At 65.8% G+C, this 24,616-nt stretch carries 20 protein-coding genes; 7 read left to right on the forward strand and 13 right to left on the reverse strand.

Going from position 1 to position 24,616, the window contains the following annotated elements; all coding sequences use genetic code 11:
- Positions 1–116 precede the first annotated feature (116 nt).
- Entirely contained in the window at positions 117–1,688 is a 1,572-nt protein-coding gene (locus QM588_RS13245; RefSeq protein ID WP_283313909.1) for a bifunctional 3'-5' exonuclease/DNA polymerase, read from the forward strand.
- Here the strand turns inward: QM588_RS13245 and QM588_RS13250 are convergent.
- From QM588_RS13250 to QM588_RS13260, 3 genes are read right to left on the reverse strand one after another with little or no spacing between them, the layout of a single operon-like run.
- A complete protein-coding gene (locus QM588_RS13250; RefSeq protein WP_283313911.1) occupies positions 1,640–2,650 on the reverse strand; it encodes a YihY/virulence factor BrkB family protein in 1,011 nt (336 codons plus the stop codon). The genes QM588_RS13245 and QM588_RS13250 overlap by 49 nt on opposite strands.
- Positions 2,651–2,696: 46 nt before the next feature.
- Entirely contained in the window at positions 2,697–4,172 is a 1,476-nt protein-coding gene (gene gltX / locus QM588_RS13255; protein WP_283313913.1) for a glutamate--tRNA ligase, read from the reverse strand.
- Between the two features lie 7 nt (positions 4,173–4,179).
- Positions 4,180–4,953: a fumarylacetoacetate hydrolase family protein gene (locus tag QM588_RS13260; protein WP_027496648.1), complete on the reverse strand. Its 774-nt coding sequence runs from the start codon at positions 4,951–4,953 to the stop codon at positions 4,180–4,182.
- 131 nt (positions 4,954–5,084) lie between these two features.
- Here QM588_RS13260 and QM588_RS13265 point away from each other — a divergent pair, with 131 nt between their 5' ends.
- Positions 5,085–6,320 carry an MFS transporter gene (locus QM588_RS13265; RefSeq protein WP_283313915.1) on the forward strand — a complete coding sequence of 412 codons (1,236 nt, stop codon included), beginning with the start codon at positions 5,085–5,087 and terminating at the stop codon, positions 6,318–6,320.
- A gap of 82 nt (positions 6,321–6,402) precedes the next feature.
- Here the strand turns inward: QM588_RS13265 and QM588_RS13270 are convergent, their stop codons facing one another.
- The 5 genes from QM588_RS13270 to QM588_RS13290 form a co-directional block, all read right to left on the reverse strand.
- Complete coding sequence (locus tag QM588_RS13270; protein WP_283313917.1) at positions 6,403–7,413, reverse strand: 3-isopropylmalate dehydrogenase; 1,011 nt, start codon at positions 7,411–7,413, stop codon at positions 6,403–6,405.
- Positions 7,414–7,456: 43 nt separating this feature from the next.
- Positions 7,457–9,052: a phosphoglycerate dehydrogenase gene (gene serA / locus QM588_RS13275; RefSeq protein ID WP_283313919.1), complete on the reverse strand. Its 1,596-nt coding sequence runs from the start codon at positions 9,050–9,052 to the stop codon at positions 7,457–7,459.
- Between the two features lie 184 nt (positions 9,053–9,236).
- On the reverse strand, positions 9,237–10,238 hold the full coding sequence (ilvC, locus tag QM588_RS13280; RefSeq protein ID WP_170944858.1) for a ketol-acid reductoisomerase: 1,002 nt from the start codon (positions 10,236–10,238) through the stop codon (positions 9,237–9,239).
- A gap of 62 nt (positions 10,239–10,300) precedes the next feature.
- Positions 10,301–10,804, reverse strand: a complete 504-nt coding sequence (gene ilvN / locus QM588_RS13285; RefSeq protein ID WP_008717436.1) for an acetolactate synthase small subunit — start codon at positions 10,802–10,804, stop codon at positions 10,301–10,303.
- Complete coding sequence (locus QM588_RS13290; protein WP_283313921.1) at positions 10,801–12,759, reverse strand: acetolactate synthase large subunit; 1,959 nt, start codon at positions 12,757–12,759, stop codon at positions 10,801–10,803. Before QM588_RS13290 ends, ilvN begins: the two co-directional genes overlap by 4 nt.
- A gap of 257 nt (positions 12,760–13,016) precedes the next feature.
- On the opposite strand from QM588_RS13290, the gene QM588_RS13295 reads away from it, so the two are divergent.
- Both QM588_RS13295 and ilvD read left to right on the forward strand, forming a co-directional pair.
- On the forward strand, positions 13,017–13,553 hold the full coding sequence (locus QM588_RS13295; RefSeq protein ID WP_283313923.1) for a PH domain-containing protein: 537 nt from the start codon (positions 13,017–13,019) through the stop codon (positions 13,551–13,553).
- A 60-nt stretch (positions 13,554–13,613) separates the two neighbouring features.
- Positions 13,614–15,455: a dihydroxy-acid dehydratase gene (ilvD, locus tag QM588_RS13300; protein WP_283313924.1), complete on the forward strand. Its 1,842-nt coding sequence runs from the start codon at positions 13,614–13,616 to the stop codon at positions 15,453–15,455.
- A gap of 72 nt (positions 15,456–15,527) precedes the next feature.
- Here ilvD and QM588_RS13305 read toward each other — a convergent pair whose 3' ends face one another.
- A complete protein-coding gene (locus QM588_RS13305) occupies positions 15,528–16,466 on the reverse strand; it encodes a DoxX family protein (protein WP_283313925.1) in 939 nt (312 codons plus the stop codon).
- Positions 16,467–16,559: 93 nt separating this feature from the next.
- Between QM588_RS13305 and QM588_RS13310 the strand changes: the two genes are divergently transcribed.
- Positions 16,560–17,708 (forward strand): PQQ-dependent sugar dehydrogenase, encoded by a 1,149-nt coding sequence (locus tag QM588_RS13310; RefSeq protein WP_283313926.1) that lies wholly within the window; start codon positions 16,560–16,562, stop codon positions 17,706–17,708.
- Positions 17,709–17,780: 72 nt separating this feature from the next.
- Here QM588_RS13310 and gatB read toward each other — a convergent pair whose 3' ends face one another.
- The 4 genes from gatB to QM588_RS13330 all read right to left on the reverse strand — a co-directional run bounded on the left by gatB (position 17,781) and on the right by QM588_RS13330 (position 22,410).
- Positions 17,781–19,292, reverse strand: a complete 1,512-nt coding sequence (gene gatB / locus QM588_RS13315) for an Asp-tRNA(Asn)/Glu-tRNA(Gln) amidotransferase subunit GatB (protein ID WP_283313928.1) — start codon at positions 19,290–19,292, stop codon at positions 17,781–17,783.
- Positions 19,293–19,362: 70 nt separating this feature from the next.
- Entirely contained in the window at positions 19,363–20,394 is a 1,032-nt protein-coding gene (locus QM588_RS13320; protein ID WP_032366581.1) for an ATP-dependent 6-phosphofructokinase, read from the reverse strand.
- Positions 20,395–20,495: 101 nt separating this feature from the next.
- Positions 20,496–21,158, reverse strand: coding sequence for a response regulator (locus QM588_RS13325; RefSeq protein WP_283313929.1), 663 nt, complete (start codon positions 21,156–21,158; stop codon positions 20,496–20,498).
- Between the two features lie 10 nt (positions 21,159–21,168).
- Positions 21,169–22,410: a sensor histidine kinase gene (locus tag QM588_RS13330; RefSeq protein ID WP_442972915.1), complete on the reverse strand. Its 1,242-nt coding sequence runs from the start codon at positions 22,408–22,410 to the stop codon at positions 21,169–21,171.
- A gap of 199 nt (positions 22,411–22,609) precedes the next feature.
- Here QM588_RS13330 and QM588_RS13335 point away from each other — a divergent pair, with 199 nt between their 5' ends.
- Both QM588_RS13335 and QM588_RS13340 read left to right on the forward strand, forming a co-directional pair.
- Positions 22,610–23,218: a hypothetical protein gene (locus QM588_RS13335; RefSeq protein WP_283313930.1), complete on the forward strand. Its 609-nt coding sequence runs from the start codon at positions 22,610–22,612 to the stop codon at positions 23,216–23,218.
- Entirely contained in the window at positions 23,218–24,612 is a 1,395-nt protein-coding gene (locus QM588_RS13340; RefSeq protein ID WP_283313931.1) for an alpha/beta-hydrolase family protein, read from the forward strand. The genes QM588_RS13335 and QM588_RS13340 overlap by 1 nt, the downstream gene beginning before the upstream one ends.
- The last annotated feature ends 4 nt before the right edge of the window (positions 24,613–24,616 follow it).

The following is a 24,616-nucleotide window of genomic DNA, read 5'->3' on the forward strand; positions in this document are numbered from 1 at the left end:
CCGCCCGCGATGCCCGCTCGAACACCATCGCGTGAACGCAGAACCCGCGTATCGCCGGCCGCCGAGCATGCAGCAGACTCCTGTTGTGTGAGCGTTCTCGAACTTCGCAGACGCCGATGAAGGTGCTGCTCGTTCCCCGGGGCAACGGGGCCGTGCTGATCCGCCTCGACGAGGACGGCTCCCCGTCCGGCGCCGGCCACCCTGCCGAAGAGGTCACCGACGATCTGGTGGGCTCCGTGGCCGCCATCGAGCGAGAGCACACTCCCCGTTGGGTGTGGGAGGACGCGAGCCGCATCTACCCGCGACTGCTCGACGGCGGGGTGCGGGTCCGGCGCTGCCACGATCTCGCCCTCGTCGGTGCCATTCTGGCGATGCGAACGGGGCGCGCCACGACACCGTCCACACCCGCAGACCTTCGACCCGGATTGTTCGACGCCGACCCGCATGCGGATCCGGCGGCAGTGCTCGCCGACTACCGCCGTCAGAGCGAGGAGATCGGTGACGATCGAGCGCTGCAGTTGTTGGCGGCCGCCGAGTCGGCCGGAGCTCTGGCGGCGGCGGAGATGACCTTCGACGGATTGCCGTTCTCGGCCGCCGCGCATCGGCGGCACCTCGACGCGGCGCTCGGCGCGAGGCCGGTCGACGGATCGACTCCTCCCACGTTGGTGAAGCTCGAGAACGAGATCTCGTCGGCGTTCGGGCGCCGCGTGAACCCCGGGTCACCCGTGGAGGTGGTCGCCGCTTTCGCGCGCGCCGGTATCGAGCTCACATCCACTCGAGCACACGTGATCCGAGACATCGATCATCCTGCGGTGCCGCTGTTGCTTCGCCACCGAGATCTGTCGAAACTGCACAGCACCAACGGGTGGACATGGCTGGACGCGTGGGTTCGCGGAGATCGTTTCCGGCCGGTATACGTGCCAGGGGCCGTCGTCTCCGGCCGCTGGGCGAGCCGGGGCGGTGGGGGTTTGCAGATCCCCAAGCCACTGCGCGCCAGCGTGATCGCCGACTCGGGGTATACCTTCGTCGCCGCCGACGCCGGCCAGCTCGAGCCCCGCATTCTCGCCGCGACGTCGGGTGACCCACGCATGGTCGCCGCTGCGGGCACAGCGGATCTCTACGCCCCCGTCGCGGCCGAGTCGTTCGACGGTGACCGTGCGCACGCCAAGGTCGCTGTTCTCGGGGTGCTGTACGGCGCGACGTCGGGTGAGGCTCGTGCGTTGCTGACGCGTTTGCGCGCCAGATTTCCCGATGCGGTGGCGGTCGTGGAAGAGGCTGCGCGGGCCGGTGAGCGCGGCGAGGTGGTCCGGTCGTGGCTGGGCCGAGCGTGCCCTCCCCCGACGCCGCAGTGGTGGTCCACCGGTGACGCCCACGCCCGTGGCCGATTCACCCGCAACTTCGTCGTGCAGGCGACCGCCGCCGAATGGGCGCTGTGCCTGTTGGCGGATCTGCGCGGACGATTGCGGTCGAGCAGCAGTGAGTTGGTGTTCTTTCAGCACGACGAAGTAGTGGTGCATTGTCCACTCGGCGACGCACCGTGGGTGTCCGAGGCCGTTGCGGCGGCGGCAGATTCGGCTACCCGTCTGATGTTCGGCGACACGGCGGTGCGCTTCCCGATGGAGACGAGGATCGACCGCTTCTACGGTGCCCCGGCTGCCGAGCCGGAGTTCGGGCCCGAGTCCGACTGAGTGCTCGGCGGATCCTCGAACGTCACGTCTATTTCCTCGAACGCGGTGCTGCGCTGTGCTTCTGCCTGTCCGGTGTAGGTGAGTTTGTCACCTTCGGTCAGTTCGACGTCGTCGGTGAACGGGGCCAGAAGGGCCCGCGGGAACAGCCTGTCGACACGAACCACGTTGATCTCGATGCAGATAACGATCGATACCGAGGTCACGTACAGGAAGGCCAACAGCCCGAGCACAACCGCAAAGACACCGTTCGTCACAGTCGCACTCGCGGCGACGTACTTCACGTACACACCGCCGAAGGTCTGCAGCAGCTGCCACGTCAGACCGGCCGCTACTGCTCCCGGAAGTACCTGTCGGATCGACACCGCTCGCACTGTGGCGAGCCGAAACGCAACGACGAACACCCCGACGTACAGCAGCGTTCCGATCACGAACACGACGAGACCGGATTCCGGGCCGAAATATCCTGCGGCACTGAGCACATTGAGTGCGGTGATCGCCAGTACCGCCAAACCTACGGTGCTCAGCAACCCCAATCCCCGCACTCGGGCTCGAATGGGATCGGGCCGAAGATTCTTCGGTACTGCCCATGCGGTGTTCATCGCGTTCTGCAGCGCAACGGACACACCGAGCCCGCCGTACAGCGACCCGAGGATGCCCACCGTCAGACCGACCGTGCCGCCACCTATCCGTTCGGGACGCCCCAGTTCTTCCCCGATCGCCGGGATCTGACCGAGTGCCGAGTTCAGGATCTGTTGTTGCAACTCCGGGTTGCCCATCAACACGATGCCCAGAATCACGGAGAAGAGCAGTAGCGCAGGAAAGAGCGAGACGAATGCGTAGTACGTGATCAGCGCGGCCAGGTAACCACCCTGATCGTCGACGAACTTGTAGACCACCGCAATCGGGAATCCGAGAACCGGACGCCTGCGCTGCAGTCGATCCAGTCGGTCGGCGACGCTCATGTGCGAAGGTCTCCGACCGACCTCGACGGCCGACGGCGCACCGCCGTCACGCGATGAGAGTACGTGCGGCGGTCAGACGAGCGAGGGTCCTCTCGCGGCCGAGAAGTTCCATGGACTCGTACAGCGGCGGGCTGATGTGAGAGCCGGTGACTCCCACCCGAACCGGCGCGAAGGCCTTGCGGGGCTTGAGTTCCATCTTCTCGACGAGTGCGTCCTTGAGCGCGACTTCCAGCTCGGCCGTCGACCAATCCGTCACTGCCGTCAACGCCTCGATGGCGGCGTCGAGCACAGGTGCCGCATCTGCACCGAGATTCTTGGCCGCCGCCGCAGGATCGATCTCGAACTCCGCGTCGTCGACGAAGAGAAACTTCAACAGGCCCCACGCATCCGACAGCACGACGATGCGCGTCTGCACCAGATCCGCTGCAACAGCAAACATCTTCTCGTCGACCGGCTCGGTGAGATGCCCTCGAGCAACCAGGAATTCGCGTAGCCGTGCCGCGAAGTCGTCTGCCGCCAACATCCTGATGTGCTCGGCGTTGATCGCATCGGCCTTCTTCTGGTCGAACCGCGCCGGATTGGAATTGACCGACGAGATCTCGAACGCCGCCACCATCTCGTCGAGCGAGAACACGTCGTGATCGTCGGAGATACCCCACCCGAGAAGCGCCAGGTAGTTCAGCAGCCCCTCCGGGACGAAGCCTCGATCGCGGTGGATGAACAGGTTCGATTCGGGGTCACGCTTGGACAGCTTCTTGTTGCCCTGGCCCATCACGAACGGCAGATGTCCGAACTCCGGGGTGCGGTCGGCCACGCCGATTCGGATCAGTGCCTCGTACAGTGCGAGCTGACGAGGCGTCGACGACAACAGGTCCTCGCCGCGCAGCACATGCGTGATCTTCATAAGGGCATCGTCGACCGGATTGACCAACGTGTACAACGGAACTCCGTTGCCGCGAGTCAGGGCGAAGTCCGGTACGGTCCCTGCCTTGAACGTGGTCTCGCCGCGTACGAGGTCGTTCCACGTCAGATCGTGATCGGGCATCCGCAGCCGCACGACGGCCCCGCGCCCCTCGTCGAGAAAGCCCTGCCGCTGCTCCGGCGTCAGGTCCCGGTCGAAGTTGTCGTAGCCGAGCTTGGGGTCACGCCCGGCGGCCTTGTGCCTCGCTTCGACTTCCTCGGGCGTCGAGAACGACTCGTAGGCTTCGCCGGCGTCGAGCAGTTGCTGTACGACAGCCACGTGCTGATCGCGCCGCTGCGACTGGCGGTAAGGCTCGTAGGGACCGCCCACCTCGGGTCCCTCGTCCCAGTCCAGACCGAGCCATCGCAGAGCATCGAGCAACGCTGCGTAGGACTCCTCGGAATCGCGAGCCGCGTCGGTGTCCTCGATCCGAAAGACGAACGTGCCGCCGTGATGTCGCGCGAACGCCCAATTGAACAGGGCGGTGCGGACCAGACCGACGTGCGGTGTACCGGTGGGCGACGGGCAGAACCGAACGCGGACGTCTGCTGCTGTGGTCATCGTTGTCCTACTTCTTCGCTGCGACTGGGTTGGTCAGGGTTCCGATTCCCTCGACGGTGATCGACACACTGTCTCCGTCGGTGATGGGGCCGACACCCTCGGGCGTTCCGGTCAGAATGACGTCTCCGGGCAGCAGGGTCATCACTGCGGACACCCACTCGATGATCTTCGGAATATCGTGGAGCAGAAGCGAAGTACGACTCTGCTGCTTGACGACGCCGTCGACCTCGGTCTTGATCTCCAGGTCGGACGGATCGAGGGACGTCTCGATCCACGGCCCGAGAGGGCAGAACGTGTCGTGTCCCTTCGCCCGGGTCCATTGCCCGTCGTGCTTCTGGTGGTCGCGTGCCGAGACGTCGTTTGCGACGGTGTATCCGAGCACCACGTCGTACGCCTTGGAGGCGGGCACGTCCTTGCACGGACGACCGATCACGATGGCGAGTTCGCCCTCGTAGTGCACCTCGTTCGACGACGGTGGCAGCACGATCGCTGCACCCGGCCCGACGATGGAGGTGTTCGGCTTGATGAAAATGACAGGAGTCTCCGGCGCTTCACCACCCATCTCGGCGGCGTGAGCGGCGTAGTTCTTACCGATGGCGATGACCTTGCTGGCGAGGATCGGTGCGAGCAGTCGCACGTCGGCCAGTGGCCACGATCGACCCGTGAACGTCGGTGTGCCGAAGGGATGTTCGGCAATTTCCTTCGCCGTCCGGGCATCCCCCTCACCTTCGATACTCACGAATGCCACACCATCAGGACTTGCAATTCGACCGAGACGCATGTCGAAAGTCTATCGACTGCCGTTCTCCGCACGCCGATGCCGTCCTGTCCGCCGATCTTTCGCCGGTGTAATGTTCCGCTTGTATCCAAATAGCAAGATAATATGTTCATATATTGAGACGAAGGGTCGGAATGAGCGCCACGAAGCAGCTGACCAGTATCGGCGAGACGCGACGGTGGTTCATGCTCGTGCTCGGGATGCTCGCGCAGACTGCCGGTGCCGTCTTCATCAACGGTGCTGCATTTCTCATCCCCGCCCTGCACGACGACCGGGGACTCGGACTTGCGACTGCAGGATTCGTGGTTGCGATGCCCACCGTGGGCATCATGCTGACCCTCATCGCATGGGGCGTGCTCGTCGACCGCATCGGCGAACGTCTCGTGCTGGTGATCGGGCTCGGGCTCACCGCCGCCGCGAGCCTGGCTGCCGTGTTGAGCACGTCCATTCCGGTGCTCGCCGCCCTGCTGTTGATCGGCGGTATGGCTGCGGCCAGCGCGAACAGCGCGAGCGGACGCGTCGTGGTGGGGTGGTTTCCGCCGCATCGCCGCGGACTGGCCATGGGCATCAGACAGATGTCGGTGCCTCTCGGCGTCGCCGTCGCGGCACTGACCATCCCGCCAATCGCGCGTGACCACGGCGTCGGCGCGGCCCTGCTCGTGCCCGCTGTCGTATGCGCTGCGAGCGCCCTGCTGTGTCTGGCTGTCGTCGACCCTCCCCGCCCGAACCGCATCGATGCGGCGGCGCAGGGTCTGCTCGACAATCCGTACCGCAGCAGCAGCCAACTGTGGCGCATTCACGCCACGTCCATCCTGTTGGTGGTGCCGCAGTACGTGGTGTGGACGTATGCGCTCGTCTGGCTGATGACCGACCGAGGGTGGACGGCCGCAGCCGCAGGTGTCCTCGTCACGCTGACCCAGATTCTCGGAGCACTGGGCCGGATGAGCGTCGGCGCGCTGTCCGACCGTGTCGGTAGCCGCATGCGGCCGCTGCGGTGGGTCGCCGTGACGGCCGCTGCCAGCATGCTCGGGCTGGGCATCGCCGACTGGTTCGACTCCCCCGTCGCCATCGTCCTGCTCGTCGTCGCGTCCGTCGCCACCGTCGCCCCGAACGGTCTGGCGTTCACGGCCGTGGCGGAAATCTCGGGACCGTATTGGAGCGGACGCGCTCTCGGGGTGCAGAACACGAGTCAGTACGTGTTCGCCTCGGCTGTGCCGCCGGTGTTCGGGGCAATTGCTGCGATCAGCTTTCCTGTCGCATTCCTGGTGTCGGCGGTCTTTCCCGCGCTCTCCGTACCGATCGTGCCCGACGATCCTGCCCCCGAGCCCTCGGACGAGACGTCCGACGCCGGAGCAGACCGCGCCGGCTGATGCGCCGAAAGGTGACATGCCCGTGATACACGTCATGCCACGGTGGGCTGTCGGCCCACCGTGGCATGACGTGGCGTGAGAGTTACAGGCGAGCGGCGATTCGTGCGCCGATCTCCTTCGTCGACGCGGTCGTGGTTCCCCGTTCGGCGAGGTCCGCTGCAACAGCGGCCTCGACCCGTGCAGCGTTCGAGGCGTCTCCGAGGTGTGCCAGCAGTAGCGACACCGACAGGATCGCAGCCGTCGGATCGGCTTTCTGCTGACCGGCGATATCCGGCGCACTGCCGTGGACCGGCTCGAACATGCTGGGGTTGGTACCGGTGGCGTCGATGTTTCCACTGGCGGCCAAACCGATTCCGCCGGTGACGGCAGCCGAGAGGTCGGTCACGATGTCGCCGAACAGGTTGTCGGTGACGATCACGTCGAACCGGCCGGGATCGGTGACGAGGTGAATCATCGCGGCATCGATGTGCTGATACGCAACCTCGACATCCGGATATTCTGCCGAGACCGCCTCGACCGTGCGGGCCCACAGGCTGCCGGCAAACGTCAGCACGTTGGTCTTGTGCAACAGCGTCAGGTGCTTCTTGCGAGTCAGCGCCCGCTCGAAACCGTTGCGCACCACGCGCTCCACGCCGTAACGAGTGTTGACGCTGACCTCGGTGGCCACCTCGTGCGGTGTACCGACGCGCAGTGCACCGCCGTTTCCGGTGTACGGACCCTCGGTACCCTCGCGAACGACGACGACGTCGATCTGCTTGTCGCCCGCCAACGGGCCGACAACTCCGGGATACAGCTTGGCCGGACGCAGATTGATGTGGTGATCCAGCTCGAATCGCGCCCGCAGCAACAGCCCACGCTCGAGAACTCCGCTGGGCACCGACGGATCGCCGATGGCTCCCAACAGAATTGCGTCGTGCTCACGCAGTTCTGCCAACACCGAATCCGGCAGCAGCTCTCCGGTGGCGTTGTAGCGCCGCGCACCGAGGTCGTACTCGGTCTTCTCGGCTCCGGGTGCGACCACGTCGAGAACGGCAAGCGCTTCGGTGACGACCTCCGGTCCGATTCCGTCTCCGGCGATGACGGCCAGCTTCATTTCACTCCTCGTAGTTCGTGTCGGTCCGATCGGCTGCGAGCGATCAGGACAGGTCGACCAGCTCGATGGTGGAGGCACCCACTGCGGTGGCGATGCTCGCACTGAGCTCTGCCGGAACGTCCTTGTCGACGCGCAGCAGAATGGTGGCACCGTCGCCCTCGGAGTCCTGGCTCAATGCTGCGGCCTGGATGTCGATTCCGGCGTCGCCGAGCAGGGTTCCGATTCGACCCAGGCTGCCGGGCTGATCCGCGTAGTTGACGATGAGGTTCTTGCCCTCGGCGCGGAGGTCGAAGTTGCGGCCGTTGATGTTGACGATCTTCTCGACCTGCGAGGTACCCGTCAGAGTGCCGGCAACGTTGAGCACCGATCCGTCGCCGTAGACGGCGCGAATGTCGACGACACTGCGGTGGTTCTCGCTCTCGGGAGCGGTGGTCACTTCTGCTGTGACACCGCGCTCCTCGGCCAGCGACGGAGCGTTGACGAACGTGACCGAATCCTCGATGACGGCCGAGAACAGTCCGCGCAGCGCGGACAGTTTCAGGATCTGCACGTCCTCGCTCGCGAGTTCGCCGCGAACGTCCACCGACAACGAGGTGGGCAGCTCGTCGGACAGGGCTCCGAGCAGCACACCCTGCTTACGCACGATTTCGAGCCACGGCGATACCTCTTCGCCGACGGCCCCACCCTTGACGTTGACCGCGTCGGGCACGAATTCGCCTGCGAGGGCAAGCAATACGGACTTGGCCACATCGGTGCCCGCTCGGTCCTGTGCTTCGGTGGTCGACGCCCCGAGGTGAGGAGTGACGACGACCTGCGGCAGCTCGAACAACGGGCTGTCGGTGCACGGCTCGGAGGCGTAGACGTCGATGCCCGCGGCGAACACGTGCCCGGAGGTGATGGCGTCGGCCAGTGCCTGCTCGTCGACCAGTCCACCGCGTGCGGCGTTGACGACGATGACCCCGGGCTTGGTCTTGGCGAGGGCTTCCTTACCGATGATGCCCTTGGTCTCCGGCGTCTTGGGCAGGTGCACCGAGAACATGTCGGCCCGCTCGAGCAGCTCGTCCAGGCTCACCAGTTCGATGCCGAGCTGCGCAGCGCGTGCTGCCGAGACGTAGGGGTCGTACGCGATGATGTGGGTCTCGAACGCGGCCAGACGCTGCGCGAAGAGCTGGCCGATTCGGCCGAGCCCGACGACGCCGACGGTCTTGCCGAAGATCTCGACACCGTTGAACTTGCTGCGCTTCCACTCGTGCTGACGCAGGGTGGCGTCGGCAGCGGGGATCTGGCGCGCGGCGGCGAGAAGCAACGTCACCGCATGCTCGGCGGCCGTGTGGATGTTGGAGGTCGGTGCGTTGACGACGAGGACGCCGCGCTCGGTGGCTGCGGGTACGTCGACGTTGTCCAGGCCGACACCGGCGCGGGCGACGATCTTGAGGTTGATGCCGGCAGCGAGCACCTCGGCGTCGACCGTGGTCGCGGACCGCACGAGAATGGCGTCGGCCTCGGGAACTGCAGCGAGCAACGCGGGGCGATCCGGACCGTCGACCCAGCGAACCTCGACGCCGTCGCCCAGTGCCTCGACGGTGGACGGCGCAAGTTTGTCGGCGATCAGAACGACAGGACGGCCTGGCTGGCTCACGTGAAAAACTCCCTATATCGGTTCGAGACGTGGTCGGAAAAATTCGGCGGGCTGTGCAGCACGAACAGTTTAGAGGCCCGAGCCGTCACACGGTGACGCCACCGGACTCACGCACCGAAGGGCACCCCCGGCAATCCAGGGGTGCCCTTCGATCAGATTGCGTGACAACGCGATTCGATGAGAATCAAGCCGTCTCGGTGATCGGGCGGTCGACCCAGCTCATGAGGTCGCGCAGCTTCTTGCCGGTGACCTCGATGGGGTGCTCGGCGTTGGCCTTGCGCAGGCCTTCGAGCTCGGTGTTGCCGTTCTCGACGTTGGCGACGAGGCGACGGGTGAATTCGCCCGACTGGATGTCGGCCAGAATGGCCTTCATGCGCTCCTTGGTGCCTGCGTCGATGACACGCGGTCCGGATAGGTACCCGCCGAACTCCGCGGTGTCGGACACCGAGTAGTTCATGCGGGCGATGCCGCCCTCGTACATGAGGTCGACGATGAGCTTGAGCTCGTGCAGGACCTCGAAGTACGCCATCTCGGGTGCGTAGCCGGCCTCGACCATGACCTCGAAGCCGGTCTTGACGAGCTCCTCGGTGCCGCCGCACAGCACGGCCTGCTCACCGAACAGGTCGGTCTCGGTCTCTTCCTTGAACGTGGTCTTGATGACGCCTGCGCGGGTGCCGCCGATGCCCTTGGCCCACGACAGAGCCAGTGCCTGGCCCTCGCCCTTCGGGTCCTGGTCGATGGCGATGAGCGCGGGAACGCCCTTGCCGTCGACGAACTGGCGACGCACGAGGTGGCCGGGACCCTTGGGGGCAACCATGCCGACGGTGACGAACTCCGGAGCCTTGATCAGGTCGAAGTGAATGTTGAGGCCGTGGCCGAAGAACAGCGCGTCGCCGTCCTTCAGGTTGGGCTCGATCTCCTCGGAGAAGATCTTGGCCTGAGCGGTATCGGGTGCGAGCACCATGATCACGTCGGCCCACTCGGACACCTCTGCCGGAGTGCCGACCTTCAGGCCCTGCTCCTCCGCCTTGGCGCGGGACTTCGAGCCTGCCGCCAGGCCGATGCGAACATCGACGCCGGAGTCGCGCAGGCTCAGCGAGTGCGCGTGGCCCTGGCTTCCGTAGCCGATCACAGCGACCTTGCGGCCCTGGATGATCGACAGATCAGCATCGTCGTCGTAGAACATCTCGACTGCCACTGGTTAATACCTTTCCTCTTGGGTTTTAAGCGTGTTCGTCACCGGGGCCGCTACCGCGACGCAGTGATCGATTTCGGTCCACGTCCGACGGCAACGACTCCCGACTGGACTATTTCTCGAATTCCATAAGGGTCCAACATCTTCAGCAACGCGTCGAGCTTGGAGCGGGTGCCCGTCGCCTCGACCGTCACCGCCTCGGGAGAGACGTCGATGACCTTGGCGCGGAACAGATTCACCGTTTCGATGACCTCGCTCCGAACGCTGGCATCGGCGCGGACCTTGATCAGGACCAACTCGCGCGCCACCGAGGAATCGTCGTCCTGCTCGACGATCTTGATGACGTTGATGAGCTTGTTGAGCTGCTTGGTCACCTGCTCGAGCGGGAACTCGTCGACCGTCACCACGATCGTCATGCGCGAGATATCGGGAATCTCGGTGCCGCCGACGGCGAGTGAGGAGATGTTGAAGCCGCGGCGCGAGAACAACGCGGCCACGCGCGCCAACACACCTGGCTTGTCCTCGACGAGAACGCTGAGGGTATGGCTCGTGCTCACAGGTCCGTGCCTTTCGCGTCGTTGTTCATCGGGTGCGGCGCCTGCTCGCGTTCCATCGCATCGTCGAGTCCTGGCTCACTGCCCACGGTCTCGTCCTCGTCGAACAGCGGACGGATACCGCGGGCGGCCATGATCTCGTCGTTGCCCGTTCCGGCGGCCACCATCGGCCACACCTGAGCGTCGGCACCGACGATGAAGTCGATGACGACCGGGCGGTCGTTGATGGCGCGTGCCTGGGCGATCACCGCATCCACGTCCTCTTCCCGCTCGCAGCGCAAGCCGACGCAGCCGAGCGCCTCGGCGAGCTTGACGAAATCGGGGATGCGCACGGCACCGTGCGTACCGAGGTTGGTGTTGGAGTAGCGCTCCTCGTAGAACAGGGTCTGCCACTGCCGGACCATGCCGAGGTTGCCGTTGTTGATGAGCGCGACCTTGATCGGGATGCCCTCGACTGCGCAGGTAGCAAGCTCCTGATTGGTCATCTGGAAGCAGCCGTCACCGTCGATGGCCCACACCTCGGCGTCGGGCAGGCCCATCTTGGCTCCCATGGCGGCCGGAACCGCGTACCCCATCGTGCCGAGACCGCCCGAGTTGAGCCACGTGCGCGGCTTCTCGTAGTTGATGAACTGCGCGGCCCACATCTGGTGCTGGCCGACGCCTGCGCAGTAGATCGCGTCGGGACCGGCGAACTTGCCGACCGAGGAGATGACGAACTCGGGAGACATGGCTCCGTCGGACGGACGGTCGTAGCTCAACGGGTACGTCTTGCGGATGCCGTCGAGGTAGACCCACCACTGCTCGAGGTCGAGAGTCGTTCCGGTGGCGCGATCGGCCCGCAGGGCCTCGATCAGCTCGGTGATGACCTCGCCGCAGTCGCCCACGATCGGCACGTCCGCGTACCGGTTCTTACCGATCTCGGCCGGGTCGATGTCGGCGTGGATCACCTTGGCATCGGGAGCGAAGGACGAGAGCTGACCGGTGACGCGGTCGTCGAACCGGGCACCGAGCGTGATCAGCAGATCGCTGCGCTGCAGAGCCGCCACCGCGGCGACGGTGCCGTGCATACCCGGCATGCCCAGATTCAGCTGGTGAGTGTCGGGAAATGCCCCGCGAGCCATCAGCGTCGTGACGACCGGGATGCCGGTCAGTTCGGCGAGCTCGAGCAGTTCTGCCGAGGCGTTGGCCTTGATGACGCCGCCGCCGACGTACAGCACCGGCTGCTTGGCATCGGCGATGTAGCGTGCCGCTTCGCGGACCTGCTTGCCGTGCGGCTTGGTGACCGGGCGGTAGCCGGGCAGGCGCATTTCCGGCGGCCACGAGAACGTGGTCTGCGCCTGCAGCACATCCTTCGGGATGTCGACGAGGACGGCACCGGGACGACCCGACGCGGCGATGTAGAACGCCTCGGCCATGATGCGCGGGATGTCCGCACCGTCGGTGATCAGGAAGTTGTGCTTGGTGATGGGCATCGTGATACCCGAGATGTCGGCTTCCTGGAACCCGTCGGTACCGATGAGGCTGCGTGCGACCTGACCGGTGATCGCAACGATGGGAACCGAGTCCATCTGCGCATCGGCCAGCGGGGTGACGAGGTTGGTCGCACCCGGGCCGGACGTCGCCATGCAGACGCCGACCTTGCCGGTCGCCTGGGCGTAGCCGGTGGCGGCATGACCCGCACCCTGCTCGTGGCGAACGAGCACGTGGCGCACCTTGACGGAGTCGAAGAGCGGATCGTAGACCGGGAGAACCGCGCCACCGGGAATGCCGAATACGGTGTCGACGTCGAGTTCTTCGAGAGCTCGTACGACCGACTGTGCGCCGCTGACCTTCTCGGGCGCGACGTGGCGTCGCGATCCGGTGGTCGCCGCGTCTGCGGACGGGGTGCTGGTCGACGGGCTTGCGGCTGTCCCCGACTTACGTGTCGTGGGCCCTGGGCGTGCGGTTGGTGCGCTCACTGATTGCTTCCTCAGGAATGTGAAATTGCTGGGCGATCTCTGGGCAAGAAAAAACCCCCGTCAGCGTGAGCTGTACGAGGGTGGCGCGTCGATGCGAGTTTGAACAACCGGCTCAGGCGTTGACGCGCCGGCCGATTACGAGTATCCAATTCCGCTTCACGCACTGAACGGTAGGCGCGCGCACAGGGAAGAGTCAAACTCGTCACGACGCAATCCCATTATGTGAGATCGCGTAGATGCAATGCGAAGATGAATGGGTGTCGTCTTCGCAGCAGTCCGAACCACCTCGGCCATCATCCCACACCGGTCCCGCGGTACCGAACAGTGCCGACGGGCCACCGCCGTCGAGCAGGCAGGTCATCCGTCTCCCGCGTCTGGCGCTGATCGGCGTCGGGTTGCTCCTGTTCAGTACATCTCTCCCGGCGGCGAGCTGGCCCGCCGCACTGGGTTGGCTGCTGATTCTGCCGATCGTCGCGTGCATCTGGGTGCTGCGCGTGCGCACCGTCATCACTCCCGAGGCGATCACGGCCCGCCGTTTCATCGGCTCCGACGTCATCGAGTGGGAGTCCGTGGTCGGACTGCACTTCCCCGACCGCCGCTGGGCACGCGTGGTGCTCACCGACAAGACGGAGAAGTCACTTCCGCTGGTGCGGTTCGACCGGCTCCCCCAACTCGCGGCCGCCAGCGGGGGCCGCATCACCGACCCCTATGCCGCGGCAGCTGCGGCGGAGGATCGGGCACGCGCAGAGGCCGAGAATGCCGACGACGACGAACAGGCACCGAAGGATCACTGACGAGCAGCCGAGTAATCTCCTCGTTGCGATCACCGCTGCAACGAACGAGGAACTGCCACTATGCCGCCGCTACGCTCACGGGTCACCACTATCGGACGCAATGCGGCGGGCGCACGCTCGCTGTGGCGCGCCACCGGAATGACCGATTCGGATTTCGGTAAACCGATCGTCGCCATCGCGAACTCGTACACCCAGTTCGTACCCGGCCACGTTCACCTGAAGAACGTCGGCGAGATCGTCGCCGACGCCGTCCGCGCAGCCGGCGGAGTCCCTCGCGAGTTCCACACCATCGCCGTCGACGACGGCATCGCGATGGGGCACGGCGGCATGCTGTACTCCCTGCCCAGCCGCGAGATCATCGCCGACTCGGTCGAGTACATGGCCAACGCCCACACTGCGGACGCACTCGTGTGCATCTCCAACTGCGACAAGATCACTCCCGGCATGCTCAACGCGGCCATGCGCTTGAACATCCCGGCGGTGTTCGTCTCCGGTGGGCCGATGGAGGCCGGTAAAGCTGTGGTCGTCGGAGGAGTCGCGCAGGCACCCACCGACCTGATCACCGCGATCTCCGCCAGCGCGAACGATGCCGTGTCCGAAGAGGGCCTGGACGAGGTCGAGCGCAGCGCGTGCCCGACATGCGGGTCCTGCTCGGGCATGTTCACCGCCAACTCGATGAACTGCCTCACCGAAGCGCTCGGCCTGGCGTTGCCCGGCAACGGCTCCACGCTGGCCACCCACGAGGCCCGCCGCGCCCTGTTCACCCGGGCCGGCACGACCATCGTCGAAGCGGCGATCAAGTACTACCGGGACGAGGACGAGTCGGTGCTGCCCCGCAACATCGCCACCCCGGCGGCATTCCGCAACGCGATGGCACTGGACGTGGCGATGGGAGGCTCGACCAATACCGTGCTGCACACACTCGCGGCGGCGCAGGAGGGCGAGGTCGACTTCGACCTCGACACCATCGACGCCATCAGCCGCAAGGTCCCATGCCTGGCGAAGGTCTCCCCCAACTCCGACTACCACATGGAAGACGTGCACCGGGCGGGTGGAATACCCGCGCTCCTCGGCGAACTGCGGCGTGCGAATCTGCTGGAGACCGACGTCTCGACCGTCCACACGAAGAGCTTCGACGAATGGCTCGATACGTGGGACATCCGATCCGGTGCCGCATCCGACGAGGCGATCGAGCTGTTCCATGCCGCTCCCGGCGGCGTCCGAACCGTCGAACCGTTCTCTACGAGCAATCGCTGGTCCTCCCTCGACACCGACGCCGCGGGTGGCTGCATCCGCGATCTCGAACACGCGTACACGGTCGAGGGCGGTCTGGTGGTGCTGCGCGGCAACATCGCCGTCGACGGCGCGATTCTGAAGACCGCGGGCATCGACGAGGACCTCTTCTCGTTCCAGGGACCTGCGCTGGTCGTCGAGTCTCAGGAAGAAGCCGTCTCGGCCATCCTGCAGAAGAAGATCCAACCCGGTGACGTGCTCGTCGTGCGGTACGAGGGACCCAAGGGTGGACCGGGAATGCAGGAGATGCTGCACCCCACGGCGTTCCTCAAGGGTGCCGGTCTGGGCAAGGTCTGTGCCCTGATCACCGACGGACGGTTCTCCGGGGGTACGTCGGGTCTGTCCATCGGACACATTTCCCCGGAGGCTGCGGCCGGCGGCGTGATCGGCCTCGTCGAGAACGGCGACCAGGTCCGCATCGACGTCGCCACGCGCACGCTCGAGATCCTCGTCGACGAGCAGACTCTGGAGACTCGACGCGCGAAGATGCTCGCGTCCGAGCGGCCGTGGCAGCCGGTCGACCGACAGCGCACGGTCACGACGGCGCTGCGCGCCTACGCCGCACTGGCGACATCCGCGGACAAGGGTGCTGTGCGCTACGTGCCCTGAGCAGAAAAAGCATGTGAGTGGTTCCTCGTAGTGGGCTACGAGGAACCACTCACATGGTGGTTTTCGACTGGATCAGCGGACGACCGGATTCGCTCCGTTGAGGAAGATCCAGATGCACACGCCCGCGGCGATTCCCACCGCGAGTGCGAGGAACGATCCGATGCGCGGGCGGGTCGCCCAGCCACGGCGGCCGTCGAACGCGATCTTTCCGGGTCCGGTGAGAATGATGGCCGCGGCCGCGAAGCCGAGAACGGTCTCGTATTCCACGCCGGTGGCACCGGAGAACTGCAACCCGGGCTCTGCCGCCTGCTTGAAGCACCAGGCGTTGATGATGGTCGCCAACACAGCTGCACCGGCCAACGGCGTCGCCAGTCCCAGGATCAGCAGTGCGCCGCCGAGGGTTTCCCCGGCCGCGGCCGCGATGGCAAGGATCTCCGGATACCGGAATCCGGACTCCTCCAGGAGATTCTGAAATCCGTCCAGCCCGGGACCGTTCCACAATCCGACGAGTTTCTGCAGGCCGTGGCCGAGAAACACTGCTCCGATGGCGACGCGTAGGACGAACAGGCCCAGATCGGTGGTGCCGCGTCGGGCCGGAATTTCGACGGTCTCGGTGCGAACCGGGGCTGCCGGGGCAGCGACTGTCGAATCGGAGGAGTCACCGAGATACTCCGTCGGACGATCCGAGTACGCGTTCGAGGTGGCACCGGCCGTCGTCGGCGTCTGGGTCGGCGAGTCGGCGAAGGCCGACGGTCGGTACGTCGGGATCTTCTCTGTCGGTGCCGCATCGGTGCTCCGCTTGTCGGATGCGGAGGAATGCGGGAAGTCCAATTCGTCGTCGGTTCGGGGCAGACGATCCGAACGCTGCGCACCGAACGCTGTGGTCGATGCACCGGACGCGTCGGAACCCGAACGCGTGGGCGAAATCTTCTCGGTGGGGTTGTCGTACGGGCTCTCGGCCGGTTCGTACGAGGGATCCTGCTGGTTGGGGTCACGCGGTGTATCGGTCACCTCCCCACACTAAGGCCGACGAGCCCGCGCCACCGACGTTGACGCTCACGGCCGCGTGGCGCGTCGGAGTCGACGTTCCGTAACGTTCGAACCATGAAGCCGCTCGGAGCATCGTCACGAACTGCCCGCGCGGCTGTGGTCGCCCTGTCGACGACGGCTGTTCTGCTCGCCGGGTGCGCCCGATTCGACGACTCCAACTCGTCCCCGTTCACCCCCGCGCCGGATGTCGGAGCTGCCGAGCTGAAACCCACCACACCCAGCGAGACCTCGCCCCCGGCGGGTCCGAACGCCCCGCAACCCGTCTCGGGACCGTGCGTGGATCCCGACCCGGCCGTGATCGCCACCTGCCTCGACACCACGGGCGGACTCGTGGCTCTTCCCGACGGACAGAGCAGCCTCGTGGCAGAACGCAGGACCGGCCGCATCATGGAGGTCACCGCAGGGCGGACGCCACAGCAGGTGGCCACGATCCCCGTCGACGGCACCGGCGACGGGGGCCTGCTCGACATTGCTCTCTCGCCCACGTACGCCGAGGACAAACTGCTTTACGCGTTGATCACGACGGCGTTGGATACGCGGGTCGTTCGGCTCGCGCAGGGGGACGTACCCAAGGACATCTTGACCGGGATCCCCCGCGGGGCCGCGGGAGTCCGAGGTTCCCTCGAGTTCTACACGCCGAACGAACTTCTGGTGTTGACCGGCGACAACGGCGATGCCGTGGCCGCCGCGGATCCGAACTCGTTGTCCGGCAAGCTGTTACGCGTGACGTCACTGTCGCCGACTCCCACTCCCCCGCGGCCGGGGATCGCGCTCAGCGGTATCGGCACAGCGGGCGACGTGTGCACCGACGGCAGCGGAAACATCTACGTCACCGACCGCACCGCCACCGAGGATCGCCTGCAGCGCATCGACAAGCTGGGAGCAGTGTTCTCCCCCGTGTGGACCTGGCCCGACCGTCCGGGTGTGGCCGGGTGCGCCGCCGGTCAGAGCGGCGTCGCGGTTGCCCTGACCACAGCGAAAGCTGTTGCAGCACTGGCCACGGACCCGAACACCGGAGCGGTCTCGGCCGAGCCGACCCTGTTGATCCAGGACAAGTACGGGCAGTTGAACGGGGCTACCAGCACGAGCGACGGTCAGATTCTGGTCGGAACGGTGAACAAGAACGGCACTGCCGTCGGCCCCACCGACGACCGGGTCGTCAAGGTGCCGTTCCCTGCCGGCGGTGGTGGCGGCTTCGACTGATCCGACAGCTCCTTCGAACGAACAGGGCGGCCGGGCAGCAATCGCTGCCCGGCCGCCCTGTTCATCCGTCGATCAGGACTGACCGCACGCTGCCAGCACGAGTTCCTTGACTCGGGCGGCATCGGCTTGCCCCCGCGTCGCCTTCATCACCGCGCCGACGATGGCACCGGCGGCCTGGACCTTGCCTTTGCGGATCTTGTCCACCACACCGGGGTTCGCGGCAAGTGCTTCGTCGACGGCGGCTTGGAGCTTGGTGTCGTCCTTCTCCAACACTAGGTTCCGCGCGGACATCACCTCTGCGGGCTCGCCCTCACCGGCCAATACTCCGTCCACGATCTGACGGGCACCGTTGTTGTTGACCTTGCCGTCGGCGACCAAGGCTGCCACCTCGGCCACCTGAGCCGGTGTGATCGCCAGATCCCCCAGTTCGACGCCGGCGATGTTGGCCTGCTGCGCCAGGTACGACACCCACCACGACCGCGCAGCCTGCGCCGACGCGCCGGCGTCGACGGTCGCCGCCACGAGTTCGAGAGCACCCGAGTTCACCAAGTCGCGCATTTCCTCGTCGGAGACGCCCCAGTCCTTCTGAATTCGCCCGCGGCGCAACCATGGCAGCTCGGGCAGAGTGGCTCGCAGCTCCTCGATCCACGCTGCATCCGGGGCCACGGGAGCGAGGTCGGGCTCCGGGAAGTAGCGGTAGTCCTCCGCGGTCTCCTTCTTCCGGCCCGCCGTGGTGGTGCCGTCGGACTCCTGGAAATGTCGGGTTTCCTGCGTCACCTCGCCGCCGGATTCGAGTACCGCAGCCTGACGGCGCATCTCGTAGCGCACGGCGACCTCGACACTTTTGAGCGAGTTGACGTTCTTCGTCTCGGTACGAGTACCGAACTCGGTTGCCGACTTTCGCATCAACGAGACGTTGGCATCGCAGCGCAACGAACCCTGATCCATCCGCACATCGGAGACGTTCAGCGACTTGAGCAGATCACGCAATGCGGTCACGTACGCCCGCGCCACCTCCGGTGCCCGCTCACCGGTACCGGTGATGGTCTTGGTCACGATCTCCACCAAGGGCACACCGGCGCGGTTGTAGTCGAGCAACGAATGCGACGCGCCCTCGATTCGTCCGGTTGCGCCACCGACGTGCGTCGACTTGCCGGTGTCTTCCTCCATGTGGGCCCGCTCGATCTCGACGCGGAACGTGCTGCCGTCGTCGAGCACGACGTCGAGGTAACCCTCCGTGGCGATCGGCTCGTCGTACTGCGAGATCTGGTAGTTCTTCGGCTGATCCGGGTAGAAGTAGTTCTTCCGCGCGAACCGTCCCCACGGGGTGATCGAGCAATTGAGCGCCAGCCCGATACGAATCGCCGACTCCACCGCAGCAGCGTTGACCACCGGCAGTGCGCCGGGAAGGCTCAGGCACACCGGGCACACCTGCGTATTGGGCTCCGCACCGAACGCGGTGGGGCAACCACAGAACATCTTGGTGGCCGTACCCAACTCGACGTGAACCTCCATGCCGAGCACGGGGTCGAACGTGGCGAGCACATCGTCGTAATCGATCAGATCGACGGTTGCAGCAGTCATGCTCCGTAGTTTATGCATTGCATTCGCCACGCGAGTAACCACGTGTCCTCGCGCACCGATCGACTCGGGGTCAGCCGAAGAACGCTGCTGCGTCGTCGTACCGCGTCTGCGGGACCCGCTTGAGTTGCTTGGTGGCCTCGGCCAACGACACCAGGCCGATCTCGGCACCGCGCAGCGAGACCATCTTTCCGAAGTCTCCGGAATGCGCGGCATCGGTGGCGTTGACACCGAATCTCGTTGCGAGCACACGGTCGTACGGAGTGGGAGTACCGCCACGCTGCACGTGCCCGAGCACCGTGGTGCGTACCTCTTTGTTGATGCGACGCTCGATCTCGACGCCGAGCTGATGGGCGACACCGGTGAATCGGACGTGCCCGAACTCGTCGATACCGCCGTCGAGCAACTGCATCGAACCTTCGACGGGCTTGGCCCCTTCGGCCACGACGCAGATGAAGTGGGAGTCGCCCCGCTGAAAACGCTTGCGCACCAACGTGCATACCTCTTCGACGTCGAAGGGCTGCTCCGGGATGAGAGTCATGTGCGAACCCGAGGCCAACCCCGCGTGCAACGCGATCCAACCTGCGTGTCGCCCCATCACCTCCACCAGCATCACTCGCTGGTGCGATTCGGCGGTGCTGTGCAGTCGGTCGATCGCATCGGTGGCGATGGTGAGCGCCGTGTCGAAGCCGAATGTGACGTCGGTGCAATCGATGTCGTTGTCGATCGTCTTGGGGACACCGACCACCGGCACGCCCTCCTCCGACAGCCACGCAGCTGCCGTCAGAGTTCCTTCACCGCCGATGGGGATCAACACGTCGATGCCGTTGTCCTCGAGGGTCTGCTTGACTCGATCGAGACCGGCCCGCAGCACATCGGGGTTGGTTCGAGCCGTCCCGAGCATGGTGCCACCCTTGGTGAGCAGACGGTCGTTGCGATCGTCGTTGCGCAGCTGGACCCGACGGTCTTCGAGAAGCCCGCGCCATCCGTCCTGGAATCCGACGACCGTGGAGCCGTATCGCGCGTCGGCGGTGCGCACGACAGCGCGGATCACCGCATTGAGCCCTGGGCAATCGCCGCCTCCGGTCAGAACTCCGATGCGCATCGATTTTGGCCTCTCTGCTCGCAGGCCCGCGGAGCGGACCGAAGTGACGAACGTCAGCCTAATCGGGCGTGGGTCCCCGCGCGCGCCGGTACCGGTCGGCCTCACTTGGGCGTGACGACACCGGTTTCGTAGGCCAGTACGACCGCCTGCGCGCGGTCGCGTAGACCGAGCTTGCTCAGCACCTTGCCGACATGGGTCTTGACCGTCTGTTCGGCCAAGAACAGCGCACCTGCAATTTCCGCATTGGACATGCCGGTCGCGATGAGTTCGAGAACCTCGCGCTCGCGCGGCGTCAGATCGGCCAGGCGCGACGGAGTGTTCCTCCGCGCTCCGCGACGGGTCGTGACGTCGGAGATGAGCCGTCGGGTCACCGACGGTGCCAGCAGCGCATCACCGGCCGCGACGACCCGTACGCCCCTGATCAGTTCCTCGGCCGGCGCGTCCTTGAGGAGAAATCCGCTGGCCCCGAGAGCCAGGGCCTCGTAGACGTAATCGTCGATGTCGAAGGTCGTCAGCATCAGGACACGGACCGGAGACGCGTGCGACGCGGCCAGGATCGCGCGGGCCGCGTCGAGCCCGTTCATCTCGGGCATGCGCACGTCCATCAGCACTACGTCCGGCAACAGCCGGGCGACCTCGCTGACCGCGGTACGACCGTTGTCGGCGTCGCCGACGACCGAGATGTCGTCCTGAGCACCGAGCAGCGCACCGAATCCCTGCCGCACCATCGCCTGATCGTCGGCGATGAACACCGTTGTAACCACGCGTGACAGCCTAAACCGCGTCGTCGACGTCACCCGTTGCCGTGGAAGTCGACATCCCGATCGGGACGCGAACCGCGACCTCGAACCCACCGCCGGGCAGCGGAGCGGCATGCAGCCGGCCGTGCGCTGCCTGCGCTCGCTCGCGCATTCCCGCGATTCCGTGCCCGCCGCAATCACGTGCGGGAGTACGGGAGCTACTCGGGTTCGGAGCCGGTGCGTTCACCACCGTCATGTCCACGACGGTAGGCCCGATCGCGACATCGACCTCCACCTCGGCCTCCGGAGCATGGCGCGCGGCATTGGACAGCGATTCCTGCAGAATACGGAACAGGGTCAGTCCTGTTGTCTCCGAGACCGATTCGACATCACCGGCGATGGTCCACCGCACGTTCATGCCCGCTCTGCGACTCGCCTGCAACGTGCGTTCGAGATCCAGCGCACTCGGCGCGGGCGCGTCCTGCATCTGCGCTCCATCACTACGCAATACCCCGAGCATCCCCCGGATCTCGTTGAGGGCCTCGCGAGCACTCGCTCCGATCATCTCGAATTCCCGGGCCGCGGCCGGCGACACGTCGTCCAGTCGGTACTGCGCGCTCTGGGCCTGAACGACGACCATCGACATGTGGTGTGCCACGACGTCGTGCAGATCGCGGGCGATCTTCGCCCTCTCCTCGAGAATCGTGCGGCGAGTGCGTTCGAGTTCGCTGACCTCCTCCTGCTGCGCGAGCTGCCTGCGCGAGAGAACGAGCCACCGGATCAGCAGCCCGAACACCACCACCGCAGTCAGGCCCACCGACCACCCGATTCCGTCGGATCCCGGCATGTACGCGAAGAACACCAGCATGCTGGCCAACCACGCCACCAACAGGACCGACGCCGGAGAACGTAGCGCAACCGCGAACAGCAACGCCAACAGCACGAGGATGTGCACCACTTGCCACGGGTAGTCGTAATCCGGAACGCGGTCGAATGCCGCCGGAATCACCAACGCGGACAGCGCCGATACCGCCCACCCCATCGCGGGATTGAGTCTGATCAGCGCGAACGGAAACGCTGCCAACGCTGCGACGAACGGTAGCAACGGAACCGAAACCTGATGCGTGACCGTCAGTGTCGGCCACGCGATCGAGTACAGGATTGCCGTCACCAAGATGATCAGCACATCGACCGAACGGACTCCGCCGATCTGCGCGGGCACCCGTCGCCGAGCGCGTACTCCGAGTTCGAGACTCGTCGACCTTTTCTTTCGCACGTCTCGAGCCTAGGCAGCATCGACCGCCGGCGTCCTCGTACCGGGGTATCGGTTCGACATGGCTCTGAGGTATCAGGGCCGCGTCCAGCCGGCCCCCGGGGCACTCACCACAGCCGAACCTCGGAGCGATGCTCGCCTCGGCCGGCCGAACTTAGCGTCGATCCTCATGAGCCGGAACATATCTCGCATCCTCACTTGCGTGGCAGCAGCCATCGTCGTCGCGACCGCCACGACGGGAGCAGCAACGTCGTCACCCGCCGAGGACCGTCGCTCCCCGGTGGCACTGACCGTTCGCGCATTGGTCACCGAACCCGCCGACAACGCTGCGTCGACCATCCCGAGCGACTTCGCAGACGTCATGGGGTACCGGCCTGCGGTGCAGGACGGGATGGCGAGCAATCCCGGCGGGGACTGTTCGTCCCCGATCCCACTGCCACCCGAGTTCGAGCCTGCGTGCCGAGCCCACGACCTGGGCTACGACCTGCTCCGGTACGCCAAGACGACGGGATCGAGCGTCGACCCACAGTGGCGCAGGGCGATCGACGCCCAACTCGACCGTCGCATGCACGACGCCTGTGACCACCGCACCGACGAGGGGTCCCGGCAGATCTGCGACGCAGCTGCTGTCGTGGCGGCGACGGCAGTCGATCTCAATTCCTGGCGCCAATCGTTCGGTGCACCGGTCGCCGAACCCGCCATGCCCCTGACGCTGTTCGGAGCCGTGCTGGCGCTGACGCTGCTGATCGCATCCGTTGTCGCACGGTACCGGCGCGTGTCGATGGCCACGATCCGAACGGTCCTACGCTGATGTCCACCACGGCCATCCCGGACCGCGGAGTCGAGGCCCCGGTCGAATCAGATCTGTTGTCAACCAATGGCCTTCGTCTTCCGAGACTCGGCACGTCGATGTCCGTTGCGGTGGCTGTGGCGATTTCATCGACTCCGTCACTCCTGCCCCGCTCCGCCGCCACCGCGGCCCTGTTCACCGGATTCATGGTGGCGCTCGCCCTGACGGTCGCATGGACGGGCCGACGGGTGTTCGGGTCACGACGGCCCGCGTCGCAACGACTGCGAGCGTGGACCGTCGGCACTGCTGCATTGATCTCGAGTAGCGCGTTGGCCTCGAACATGTTCTGGCAGAACCGATTACGAGCAGCTATGAACGTCGAACCGGTGAGCTGGAGCTACATTGCGGACGTCGCCGGGGGTGCCCTGTGCGTTGCGCTCGTACTGTGCGGAGCCGGTAGCGCGCTCCGGCGAATCTGCTCCGCTCTGGGCCGGAACCGTTGCGTGGCACTGCTCGTCACAGTCGGCGCACTGTCGTACACCCTGGCCGTTCCGTTCGTGTGGTCCACTCTGTCGGCCTCGTACTCGGCCTCGAACTCGGCGATGGACGACGCAGGGGCCGCCCCGACATCGGAGACGAGATCCGGCGGTCCCGGATCCTCGGTGCCGTGGCGCACGCTGGGACGCGAGGGCCGCGCGTTCGCATCGGGAGGGCAGGATCTCGATACCGTACGGACTTACGTGGGACTCGAGTCGGCCGCGACACCGGACCAGCGCGTGGCACTGGCCGTCTCCGAGATGGAACGAGCCGGAGCCTTCGAACGCAACGTCGTCGTGGTCGCGATTCCCACCGGGTCCGGCTGGGTGGACGAAAATGCGATCACCGGGGCCGAGAGAACGTTCGGCGGTGACGTCGCGACGGTGGCGGTGCAGTACTCCGACAAGCCGAGTTGGGCGACCTTCCTGTTCGCCGAGGACGACGCCCGCCGGTCCGCGAACGCCGTAGTTCGAGCCGTTGCAACACGAGCGGCAGCGGAGCCGACCACACCGAAAGTCGTCGTGTACGGCCAGAGCCTGGGTTCGATTGCAGGAAGTGATGCGTACCTCGCTGTGCGACAGAATATTTCGTCGCTCTGCGCGGCTGTCTGGGCCGGACCGCCCGCGGGATCGGTCGACACCGACGGGGCCGCCGTCCTCGCCAACTCCTCGGACCCCGTCGCGCGATGGTCTCTCGATCTACTGTGGTCGCCGCCGAATACGACGACGTTCACGATCGATGCCCCACGTCCGCCGTGGTTGCCTGTCGTCGGCTTCCTGCAGACATCCGTCGACCTGCTCGCCGCATTGGACGTGGCGCCGGGCCACGGCCATCGATACGGCACCGACCAAGGCGAGGCCATGGCTCGCTGCCGTTGAAAGG

The organism is Rhodococcus sp. IEGM 1354, assembly GCF_030056855.1.
Lineage (GTDB): Bacteria > Actinomycetota > Actinomycetes > Mycobacteriales > Mycobacteriaceae > Rhodococcoides.

What these genes read in the sequence shown, in the direction of transcription:
- gatB (WP_283313928.1), bottom strand. Translation starts at nt 19,292, where the DNA reads ATGACTGCTGCAACCGTCGATCTGATCGATTACGACGATGTGCTCGCC.
- QM588_RS13245 (WP_283313909.1), top strand. Translation starts at nt 117, where the DNA reads ATGAAGGTGCTGCTCGTTCCCCGGGGCAACGGGGCCGTGCTGATCCGC.
- QM588_RS13340 (WP_283313931.1), top strand. Translation starts at nt 23,218, where the DNA reads ATGTCCACCACGGCCATCCCGGACCGCGGAGTCGAGGCCCCGGTCGAA.
- QM588_RS13265 (WP_283313915.1), top strand. Translation starts at nt 5,085, where the DNA reads ATGAGCGCCACGAAGCAGCTGACCAGTATCGGCGAGACGCGACGGTGG.
- QM588_RS13310 (WP_283313926.1), top strand. Translation starts at nt 16,560, where the DNA reads ATGAAGCCGCTCGGAGCATCGTCACGAACTGCCCGCGCGGCTGTGGTC.
- ilvD (WP_283313924.1), top strand. Translation starts at nt 13,614, where the DNA reads ATGCCGCCGCTACGCTCACGGGTCACCACTATCGGACGCAATGCGGCG.
- ilvC (WP_170944858.1), bottom strand. Translation starts at nt 10,238, where the DNA reads ATGTTCTACGACGACGATGCTGATCTGTCGATCATCCAGGGCCGCAAG.
- QM588_RS13250 (WP_283313911.1), bottom strand. Translation starts at nt 2,650, where the DNA reads ATGAGCGTCGCCGACCGACTGGATCGACTGCAGCGCAGGCGTCCGGTT.
- QM588_RS13260 (WP_027496648.1), bottom strand. Translation starts at nt 4,953, where the DNA reads ATGCGTCTCGGTCGAATTGCAAGTCCTGATGGTGTGGCATTCGTGAGT.
- QM588_RS13320 (WP_032366581.1), bottom strand. Translation starts at nt 20,394, where the DNA reads ATGCGCATCGGAGTTCTGACCGGAGGCGGCGATTGCCCAGGGCTCAAT.
- QM588_RS13270 (WP_283313917.1), bottom strand. Translation starts at nt 7,413, where the DNA reads ATGAAGCTGGCCGTCATCGCCGGAGACGGAATCGGACCGGAGGTCGTC.
- gltX (WP_283313913.1), bottom strand. Translation starts at nt 4,172, where the DNA reads ATGACCACAGCAGCAGACGTCCGCGTTCGGTTCTGCCCGTCGCCCACC.